At 66.9% G+C, this 9,412-nt stretch carries 9 protein-coding genes and 2 pseudogenes; 7 read left to right on the forward strand and 4 right to left on the reverse strand.

Annotated features, from left to right (window positions below):
- Positions 1 to 1,039 (reverse strand): FAD-binding oxidoreductase (locus tag AC1D1G_RS36190; protein WP_477955888.1); only part of this gene is annotated, 1,039 nt, incomplete at its 3' end.
- Positions 1,040 to 1,099: 60 nt separating this feature from the next.
- On the opposite strand from AC1D1G_RS36190, the gene AC1D1G_RS36195 reads away from it, so the two are divergent.
- Positions 1,100 to 1,828 carry a GntR family transcriptional regulator gene (locus AC1D1G_RS36195; protein ID WP_283333976.1) on the forward strand — a complete coding sequence of 243 codons (729 nt, stop codon included), beginning with the start codon at positions 1,100 to 1,102 and terminating at the stop codon, positions 1,826 to 1,828.
- 8 nt (positions 1,829 to 1,836) lie between these two features.
- Here AC1D1G_RS36195 and AC1D1G_RS36200 read toward each other — a convergent pair whose 3' ends face one another.
- On the reverse strand, positions 1,837 to 3,561 hold the full coding sequence (locus AC1D1G_RS36200; protein ID WP_317569736.1) for a PucR family transcriptional regulator: 1,725 nt from the start codon (positions 3,559 to 3,561) through the stop codon (positions 1,837 to 1,839).
- A gap of 156 nt (positions 3,562 to 3,717) precedes the next feature.
- Between AC1D1G_RS36200 and pruA the strand changes: the two genes are divergently transcribed.
- Positions 3,718 to 5,373: an L-glutamate gamma-semialdehyde dehydrogenase gene (gene pruA / locus AC1D1G_RS36205; RefSeq protein ID WP_477955889.1), complete on the forward strand. Its 1,656-nt coding sequence runs from the start codon at positions 3,718 to 3,720 to the stop codon at positions 5,371 to 5,373.
- The gene (locus AC1D1G_RS36210) at positions 5,373 to 6,338 is read left to right on the forward strand and encodes a proline dehydrogenase family protein (protein WP_283333971.1); all 966 of its coding nucleotides are present in this window, start codon (positions 5,373 to 5,375) and stop codon (positions 6,336 to 6,338) included. The genes pruA and AC1D1G_RS36210 overlap by 1 nt, the downstream gene beginning before the upstream one ends.
- A 52-nt stretch (positions 6,339 to 6,390) precedes the next feature.
- Here AC1D1G_RS36210 and AC1D1G_RS36215 read toward each other — a convergent pair whose 3' ends face one another.
- On the reverse strand, positions 6,391 to 6,903 hold the full coding sequence (locus AC1D1G_RS36215) for a DUF421 domain-containing protein (protein WP_317569733.1): 513 nt from the start codon (positions 6,901 to 6,903) through the stop codon (positions 6,391 to 6,393).
- A 180-nt stretch (positions 6,904 to 7,083) separates the two neighbouring features.
- On the opposite strand from AC1D1G_RS36215, the gene AC1D1G_RS36220 reads away from it, so the two are divergent.
- From AC1D1G_RS36220 to AC1D1G_RS36230, 3 genes are all read left to right on the forward strand, one after another.
- Entirely contained in the window at positions 7,084 to 7,353 is a 270-nt protein-coding gene (locus AC1D1G_RS36220; protein WP_283333967.1) for a DUF7218 family protein, read from the forward strand.
- Between the two features lie 87 nt (positions 7,354 to 7,440).
- Positions 7,441 to 7,851, forward strand: coding sequence for a VOC family protein (locus tag AC1D1G_RS36225; protein WP_280784312.1), 411 nt, complete (start codon positions 7,441 to 7,443; stop codon positions 7,849 to 7,851).
- A 140-nt stretch (positions 7,852 to 7,991) separates the two neighbouring features.
- Positions 7,992 to 8,579, forward strand: a complete 588-nt coding sequence (locus AC1D1G_RS36230) for a TIGR03086 family metal-binding protein (protein ID WP_283333964.1) — start codon at positions 7,992 to 7,994, stop codon at positions 8,577 to 8,579.
- Positions 8,580 to 8,721: 142 nt separating this feature from the next.
- Here the strand turns inward: AC1D1G_RS36230 and AC1D1G_RS36235 are convergent.
- Positions 8,722 to 9,036, reverse strand: a pseudogene (locus AC1D1G_RS36235) (class I adenylate-forming enzyme family protein); the annotation flags it as partial.
- Positions 9,037 to 9,046: 10 nt separating this feature from the next.
- Here AC1D1G_RS36235 and AC1D1G_RS36240 point away from each other — a divergent pair.
- Positions 9,047 to 9,412 (forward strand): annotated as a pseudogene (locus AC1D1G_RS36240) (citrate/2-methylcitrate synthase); the annotation flags it as partial.

Below are 9,412 nucleotides of genomic sequence, written 5' to 3' on the forward strand. Positions count from 1 at the left end.
CGACGAGGCTGTCCACGGCTCCGCAGTCCCGTCCGACCTGCTGGGCCCTGGCGATCGTCTCGTCGAGGTCGTCGCCGACGACCTCGACGAACAACCAGGCCGCCCCCGCAGGCAACGGCGGAACCGCATCCGGACCGCGGCGCTCGCGCACCACGTCGACGATCCGGGAATCGATACCCTCGCAGGCGGTCGGATCGAACTTCAGCACCAGCGGGGTCGCGTCACCCGCCGACGCGATGTCGGCGTACCCCAGCACGACCAGGACGCGGTGGGCGGGCTCGGACACCAAGCGGACCGTCGCGCGGGTTGCCACCGCGAGGGTGCCCTCCGTGCCGACCAGCATGCGGGTCACGTCGAACCGATTTTCCGGCAACAGGTGTTCCAGGGCGTATCCGGACACCTGACGGCCGAATTGCCCGAGCTCGGTGCGGATGGTCGCCAAACCGGCGCGGGTGACCTGCTGTAGTGCACTCAGCGCCGGGGAGGCCGTCACCTCACCGGCCGAACCCAGTTGCAACGACTCCCCGGTCCCGGTCAGAACGTGCAAGCCCTTCACGTTGTCCGAGGTCCGGCCGTATCCGAGCGTGCGCGAACCGCAGGCATTGTTTCCGATCATGCCGCCGATGGTGCATCGAGTGAACGTCGATGGGTCGGGCCCGAATCGTAGGCCCTGCGGTGCGACGGCCTGCTGCAGCACCGTCTGAATCGTGCCCGGCTCGACGGTGGCGGTCTGTGCGTCCCTGTCGATCGACAGCACCCGGTTCATGTGCCGGCTGAAGTCGAGAATCAGTCCGGTCCCGACAGCGTTACCTGCAACGGAGGTGCCGCCACCGCGAGAGGTCAGCGGCACGCCCTCTCGGCGGCACACCGCGAGGGCGGCCGCCACCTCGTCGGCATGGCGCGGCCGCGCGACGACCAGCGGTCGCACCCGGTACAGGGACGCATCGGACGAATAGGCAGCGCGGGTGGTGCCGTCGGAGAGAACGTCGCTCACTCCCGAACTGCGCAGCTCAGCGGCCAGTGATTCAGCGGAGATCATTCGTAGCATGCTACAACCTCTAGCATGCTACGAACAGCCCCGTGTTGTTACAGTGATCGGGTGGCAGACGAAGCGCTCGAACTCGAACCGCTCACCCCGTTCGCGGGACGACGGATGGAGCAGGCGATCGCGGCGGTGCGGGCGGCCATCGACGACGGCCGCATGAAACCGGGAGTGAAGTACTCGGTCTACCAACTCGCCGAGGGTCTGGGCATCTCCCGAACCCCGGTGCGGGACGCTTTACTGCGCCTGGAAGAAGTGGGAGTCATCAAGTTCGAAGCACGCCAGGGCTTCCGCATTCTCCTCCCCCAGCCGAAGGAGATCGCGGAGATCTTCGCAGTCCGGTTGGCCCTCGAACTACCCGCGGTCCGCAAGGCCGCAGCCGCGGCCGACCCCATGCTCTCGGATGCACTGCAGCGGCAACGACGCCTGATGCAGGACGCCGCCGCCGGCGGCGACGAACACGAGTTCGCCCATCATGATCTCGGGCTTCACGACCTGATTCTCGACGCCGCCGACAACGCCCGAGCCCGCGCGATCGTCAAGACCCTTCGCGAGACCACCCGGCTGCTCGGGGCCAATACCGCCGACAAGACCAGAACACTCACCGACATCGACGACGAGCATGCGCCCATCATCGATGCCATCATCGCCGGGGACCCCGACGGAGCGGAAGCCGCCATGCGCGTTCATCTGGTCAACACCGGGAAACTCCTTGTCGCCCAAGCTGTTCTCAGCGACGACTCCGGACTCTCCGTCGACGAGATCTGGTCTGCCGTCATCTCCTGACCAACGCGTCAACCCTGCGGCGGCTTCTCCGGTGTCGCGCGCCGGTGCACGGCAAGTTGCAGTTCGAACAGCAGCCGGTCGGCGGCGTCCTGCAGACCGATCCCGATGATAACTTCCACTCGGCGGATCCGGTACCGCAGCGTGTTGGGATGCACGCTCAGTGCGGCGGCGGCATTACGAACGTCCCCGTGCTCCGCGAGGTAGGTCTCGGCGCTCTCGCACAGGTTGGAACCATGCTTGCGGTCGTACTCGTACAGCGCATCGACGCGCGGATCGTGCAGTTCCGGGTGCTCGCCGACGAGGTCGAGGATCTCCCCGAGCAGCACCGCGGTGCGGGATTCGGCGAGCGTGGTCACCCGTCCCTCCGGGAACGTGGCGGCAGTGCCGTCGAGAACCCGGTCGACCTCGACCCGCGCCGCGGCCACCTGCGCGAGGTCGGGAACCGGAACGGCGATCGCGGCCCGCAGCACGATCGACCGCTTGGCCTCGAACTGGTCGACGAGCTGCCGCGTCCACGCGGTGACCCCCGCAGCGGACTTGTAGCGAGGAAGGAGCACGTAGGCGCGATCACCGATCACTGTGGCGACCGAATGGCGGCTGAACGAGCTCGCGTGCAGGCGGAGCATGCTGCCCATTCCGGCGAACTCGCCGGTGGCCGTCGAGCTCTCCGATCCGGTCGGCGCGAAGCCCACGACAGCGGCCGCGCCGCTCATCGGCAAGTTCAGGGCGCTGGCCACGGAGGGAACATCGACGCCCCCACCACGCGCACCGAACAACCGTTGGACCAGCAACCCCTCGGTGGAGGGGGCGTTGAGACTTCGGGAGATGATCCGGGCTGCGATCGCCGAAGCGCCGCGCAACACGTCCACCGCATCCGGATTGAACGGTGCGTCGCCCTGTTGCACCCAGATCGAACCGAGAAGCCGCGGTGCGGTCGAGGTGTCCTCGGTGGACTGGCGGATGCTGACCACCAGGCGCCGCTTGGTGGCGAGTTCTTCGTGCGCGGGCACGTCGATGACCTCGTCGCTTTCCCGGAGCCGGTCGAACACTCCCCACTTCTGCAGTGTCCGCAGGTAATCGCGTGGGCCCTCACGGCCGAGGATCGACAAGGCGCGCAGTTCGTCCGCCGCTTCGTCGGAGGCAGAGTATGCGAGCACCTTCGACTGGGCGTCCTCGATCGAGACCATCCCCCCGGCGTTCTGGGCGACGATCTGCGCGAGGCCGAACAGGTCAGTGTCCGTGGCGAGCAGATCCGGGTCCGCAGGTGCGCCACGCCCGCGGCGAGACCGGTCGAGCATGCGCTGGACCAGCGGGAACACGTGATCCCATCGCGCCTTCGGGTGCACCGCCACGAGGGCGACGCCGGCACGGTGCGCCGCCGCCTGCACTGCGCTCGATTCGTGCGCCGTCTTCGACATCACCGCATGCGGCCGGTGCCGTCGCGCCCGCCCGGAGACGTCGTCGAACCAGCGCACGGCGTCGGCGTCCGCAACCCCCACATGGAGATACAAGTCCTGCATCGGAGATTGCGATTCGGTTTCGACCGTCAGATCGGAGCTGTCGACGAGCGCCACCGATGCAACGGCGACGTCGTCACCCGCGGGAGCGTCGATCAGCTCGACGACCGCGGTGTCGAGAGCACGGAGAAGCTCACGCAGCGTGATGGTTTCGGCAGAAGGATCGGGCGCCGCGGCTGCCGTGGCAGGACTTCGATTTCCGGAAGGCACCGACATCGCTCCGCTCGGAGGGTGAGAACAGGTTTAGCCAACAGTACAACCTTCATCAGCATTTCTTGTCCTGTTGGCTCAATATCTCGGCTCTGTTCTGGTGTTGACTACACCTAGTTCGAGCGGCGGTTCCTTCGCCGCCACACCCCCGTAGGAGGTTCCATGGACGCCGTCACCACCACGCCCCAGCCGATCAACGAGCCGGTGGGCTCCTTCGCCCCGGGTAGCCCCGAGCGTGCCCGACTGCAGGCGAAACTGGCCGAGCTGGGGTCCAACCCCACCGAGATCCACAACGTCATCGGCGGTGCGCACCGGCGCGGCAACGGCCCCGCGATCGACGTCGTCCAGCCGCACCGGCATGCCGCGGTCCTGGGCACCTTCACCAATGCCGGCGCCCAGGACATCCAGGACGCCGTTGCAGCCGCGACCGCCGCTGCCCCGGCCTGGCGGGCACTGTCCTTCGAGGACCGCGCCGCAGTGTTCCTCCGTGCGGCCGACCTGCTGTCCGGACCGTGGCGTGAAACCCTCGCCGCCGCAACCATGCTCGGCCAGTCCAAGACCGCGTACCAGGCCGAGATCGACACCCCGTGCGAACTGATCGACTTCTGGCGCTTCAACGTCCAGTTCGCCCGGCAGATCCTCGCCGACCAGCCGATCTCCTCCCCCGGCGTGTGGAACAAGCTCGAATACCGCTCCCTCGAGGGCTTCGTCTACGCCATCACCCCGTTCAACTTCACCGCCATCGCCGGCAACCTGCCCACCGCACCCGCCCTGATGGGCAACACCGTGGTGTGGAAGCCCTCGCAGACCCAGGCCGTGGCCGCGTACTGGACGATGAAACTGCTCGAGGCCGCCGGTCTGCCGCCCGGGGTGATCAACCTCGTCAACGGCCCCGGCGCCGAGGTCTCCGACATCGTTCTCGCCGACCCCCGCCTGGCCGGGATCCACTTCACCGGGTCCACCGCCACCTTCCAGCACCTGTGGCGCCAGGTCGGCGACAACATCTCGAACTACAACAGCTACCCACGCCTGGTCGGCGAAACCGGCGGCAAGGACTTCGTCCTCGCCCACAGCTCCGCCAACCCCGACACCCTCACCACCGCCCTGCTGCGCGGCGCGTTCGACTACCAGGGACAGAAATGCTCCGCGGCCTCCCGCGCGTTCGTCCCGAAGTCGGTGTGGGCGAAGATGGGCAACGACTTCATCGAGAAGGCGTCGACCCTGAAATACGGGGATGTCACCGACTTCTCGAACTTCGGTGGCGCCGTCATCGACCAGCGAGCCTTCGACCGCAACGCCGACGCCATCGCCCGCGCCAAGGCCACCCCCAGCCTGACCATCGCCGCCGGCGGCCACGTCGACGACAGCATCGGCTACTTCGTCGACCCCACCGTCCTGCTCGGTGACGACCCCACCGACGAGGCCTTCCGCACCGAGTACTTCGGACCGATCCTGTCCGTCCACGTCTACGACGACTCCGCCGCCGGATCGTTCGAGAACATCCTCGACCTGGTCRACAAGGGGTCCGCCTACGCGCTGACCGGCTCGATCATCGCCGACGACCGCAYCGCGATCGCCAAGGCCACCGACGACTTACGATTCGCCGCCGGCAACTTCTACATCAACGACAAGCCCACCGGCGCCGTCGTCGGACAACAGCCCTTCGGAGGCGCCCGGGCGTCGGGCACCAACGACAAGGCCGGCTCCCCGCAGAACCTCCTGCGCTGGGCCTCCGCCCGCACCATCAAGGAAACGTTCGTCCCGGCCACCGACCACCACTACCCCCACCAGGGCGCCGACTCCACCGAGGACATCTGATGGCGGCCGCCGATCTGCTCCGGCCCGCCCTGCTCGCCGCAGCCCGCTCGCCGCGGATGGAACGCACGGTCAGTCGCATTCCGGTGACCAAGGGCCTCGTCGACCGGTTCGTCGCCGGCGAGACCGAGGATCAGGCGGTGGCCGCGACCACCGATGTCCTCGGCTCCGGCCGCTACGTCAGCATCGACTACCTCGGCGAGGACACCACCGATCTCGGGCAGGCCTCCGGCACCGTGTCGCATTACCTGACGCTGTTGTCGTCGCTGGCGCACCGTGCCCCGGCCACTGACTCCGGCGGTCGGCCGCGCAGCATCGAGGTCTCCCTGAAGCTGTCCGCGCTCGGACAGTGCCTTCCCCGGGACGGTCACAACGTGGCACTCGAGAACGCCCACAAGATCTGTACCGCGGCCGAGGAAGCCGGCGTCTGGGTCACGGTCGACGCCGAGGACCACACCACCACCGACTCGACCCTGTCGATCGTGGGAGAGCTCCGCGAGGACTTTCCCACTCTCGGCACCGTGCTGCAGGCCTACCTGAAGCGCACCGAAGCGGATTGCCGGGACCTCTCCGGGCCCGGATCGCGGATCCGGTTGTGCAAGGGCGCGTACAAGGAACCCGCATCTGTTGCCTACCAAGGTAAGCCCGCGGTCGACGAGGCTTACCTGCAGTGTCTGCGGGTCCTGATGAACGGTGAGGGCTACCCGATGGTCGCCTCCCACGATCCGGCCATGGTCGAGGCCGCACTGGCGCAGGCGAAGGCCACGGGTCGCACCACCGACGAGTTCGAGGTCCAGATGCTCCACGGCATCCGGGACACCGAGCAGTTGCGTCTGGTCGAGCAGCAGCAACACGTGCGGGTCTATCTGCCCTACGGCGAGCAGTGGTACGGCTACTTCATGCGCCGTCTCGCCGAACGCCCCGCCAACCTGGCCTTCTTTCTCAGGTCACTGACCTCGACGAAGTAAGGGCTCGGGACGCCGTCGCGGTACGCCAGGCCGGAGCGACTCCGACCGCATCTCACGCGATAACCGGTTGCTCCGGCGCACCTTCGCCCGCGCCACCCGCCCGGGTGAAGAACGAAACGCGGCCGTTGGTCTCGAGCACGGCAAGCTCGATTTCGTCGAACCGGCGGATGCCCTTCTGCCGGGCATCCGCCATCAGGTCGTCCAGCGACATTCGCTCGGTGCGTAGCCGCTGCAGGTCGGGTATCCCGTCACGAACGATGATGACGGGAACACCGTGCGTGACCCCACGCACGCGGGGGAATCGCGCATTGGCCCATGCCAGGGCCAGTGTGAGCAGGGCGAACACTCCGACCGCGAGGACTGCGGACGTCACGGAGTAGTCCTGTTGCGTCACGCCCTGCTGAACGAGGTCGCCCATGACGACAGGACCGCCGCACGGATCACGATCTCCATCAGGGCACCAGGACACCGAGACCGATCCCGAGTGGCCGAGCTGACTCGAAGGCTGAATGTAGGCGTCGAAGCCCAGGGTGAGTGTGTCTCCGGGCGGTGGATCGATCGTCATGTAGGTCCGCGAAGCGTCGCTGGTCTCTGCGGACGGCTCGGGTGTTCATCCCAGGGTCTCGAACAAGTCGAAATTAACTGCGCGCGACTGCACTGCACACGAGGTGTTGTTTGATTCGCTTGTGGCACGGGTAGGCGGAAGATGCAGCAGCGTCGATGTTTCGGATGGGAGGAACACGAGATGGCACGCAAGGATTCACAACCCCAACTCAAAGACCAGGAAATGTACGAGGAACTCCGCGAGAAGGGCGATTCCAAGGAGAAGGCCGCACGAATCTCCAATGCCGCGGCCAGTCGTGGGCGCGAGAACGTCGGAAAGTCGGGCGGGAAGTCGCAGTCATACGAGGACTGGACGGTCGACGAGCTCCAGAAACGTGCCAAAGAGCTGGGTTTGCAGGGCTATTCGAAACTGAACAAGAAGGAGCTCATCGACGAGCTTCGCACTCATTAGCCGGGCGGCTGCCCATGTGTGAGGCCTTTCGATCCTGCAGGATCGAGGCCTCACGAGCCGTTGCAACCCGAACGTCAGGAGAACAGCGTGCTGCTCGACGGTATCAACCACATCGCCTGGATCTCGAAGGACGCCGCCCGCTTGGGCCGGTTCTACGCCGATGTGTTCGACGCCGACGTCGGACCCACACGCACCCACGGCGACGACGGCAGAGAAACGATGACCGTCATCCGCATCGGCCCGCACACCGAACTGAACATCTTCGTGATCGAAGGCAACACCGAACCTGAGCGCCAAACACCCATGTGGGGACGGGGACGCATCGATCATGTCGGCCTGCAGGCCGCCTCACACGAAGCATTCGCCACGATTCGGCAACGTCTGATCGATGAGGCGGCCAGCGACGGAGCCGTCAACGACTTCGGCGCCGTCCAGAGCATCTTCTTCCGCGACCCCGACGGACTCGAAGGGGAAGTGCTGATAGCCAAACCCCGGTAGGACGCCCTGGCGACAGACACCGGGAGCTCGCTCGATCCCATCATGGCCGATGACCTGGATTTCGACCTCGATCGATGCACCACGTCGTACCGTGGAACCACCACCGATCCGCACAGTGACCGACGCGAGGAGTGCTGAGAATGTTCGATCTCGAACCCGCCACCGACGTAATGGCCTCTCTCGTCGAGTCCGTGCGCGACGATCAACTCACAGCACCGACACCGTGCCCGGAGCTCACCGTCGGTGACCTCCTCGACCACATCGACGGGCTGTCGCTTGCGTTCACCGCCGCCGCGACGAAGGCACCGCCCGCCGGGGGAAGCCAACCACCCTCCGCCGACGCCGCTCGCCTCGGCACCGACTGGCGCACCCGGATCCCGCAGCGTCTGGCCGCGCTCGCCGGCGCCTGGCGCGAGGAGGCGGCGTGGCACGGGATGACCCAGGCAGGTGGACTCGACCTACCGGCCGACGTCGCGGGCGCGGTCGCGGTGGACGAGATCGTCGTGCACGGTTGGGACCTCGCCGTCGCCACCGATCAGAACTTCCACAGCGCACCGGAACTACTCAGCGCCGCATACGAGTTCGCGAAGTCATCGGCCGACCAGAACCCGCACGGCACGCCCGGACTGTTCGGGCGACCGGTGACCGTTCCTGACTCCGCGCCACTGCTCGAGCAACTGCTCGGCCTCACCGGCCGCGATCCACAGTGGGTTCCCGCCGCCACGTAGCCGTCCGCACTGTCCGCCGCGGACAAAGCTCGAGGCGAACTCGAGCCCGGCGGAATATTTCGGACCACCCTCCCCGCGAATAATGTCACGGATCACACGGCAAATCGAAGGGGAACGAAACAGATTCCGACATCGGCTATTTCAACTCGTGGGGCGCTCCGACGACGGCCGCTTCGAGGACTCCGTCGTGGGTGGCGAGTGCGTTCTCGATCTCCTTGGGGTAGATGTTCTCGCCGCCGCGGATGATCATGTCCTTGATGCGGTCGACGAGGGTGAGGTACCCGTCCTCGTCGAGTCGGCTGACGTCGCCCGTGTGGAGCCAGCCGTCGACGATGGTCCGGTCTGTCTCCTCCGGACGCCCCAGATAGCCGTGCATCACGTTGGCGCCRCGAACGACGACCTCGCCGACCTCTCCCGGGGGAAGCACGGCGCCGGACTCGTCCATTATCGCGAGGGTCTACCCCGGCCCCGCCCRCGTCCTGCCGATGATCGAGGACACCGAGAAGTCCGGCGACGCCCGCGCCCTGGTCAAGGGCATCCTCGACCGCAAGGAAAAGCTGATGGGCTTCGGGCACCGCGTCTACCGCGCCGAAGACCCCCGCGCCCGGGTGCTCCGCGCCACCGCCCAACCCCTGAACGCCCCCGCTACGAGGCCGCCGCCGCCCTCGAACAGGCCGCCCTCGCCGAACTGCGTGAAAGCCGCCCCGACCGGGCCATCGAAACCAACGTCGAATTCTGGGCCGCGGTCATCCTCGACTTCGCCGAGGTCCCCGCGCACATGATGCCCGCGATGTTCACCTGCGGCCGCACCGCCGGCTGGTGCGCCCACATCC

The organism is Rhodococcus sp. P3_B8 (assembly GCF_056402775.1).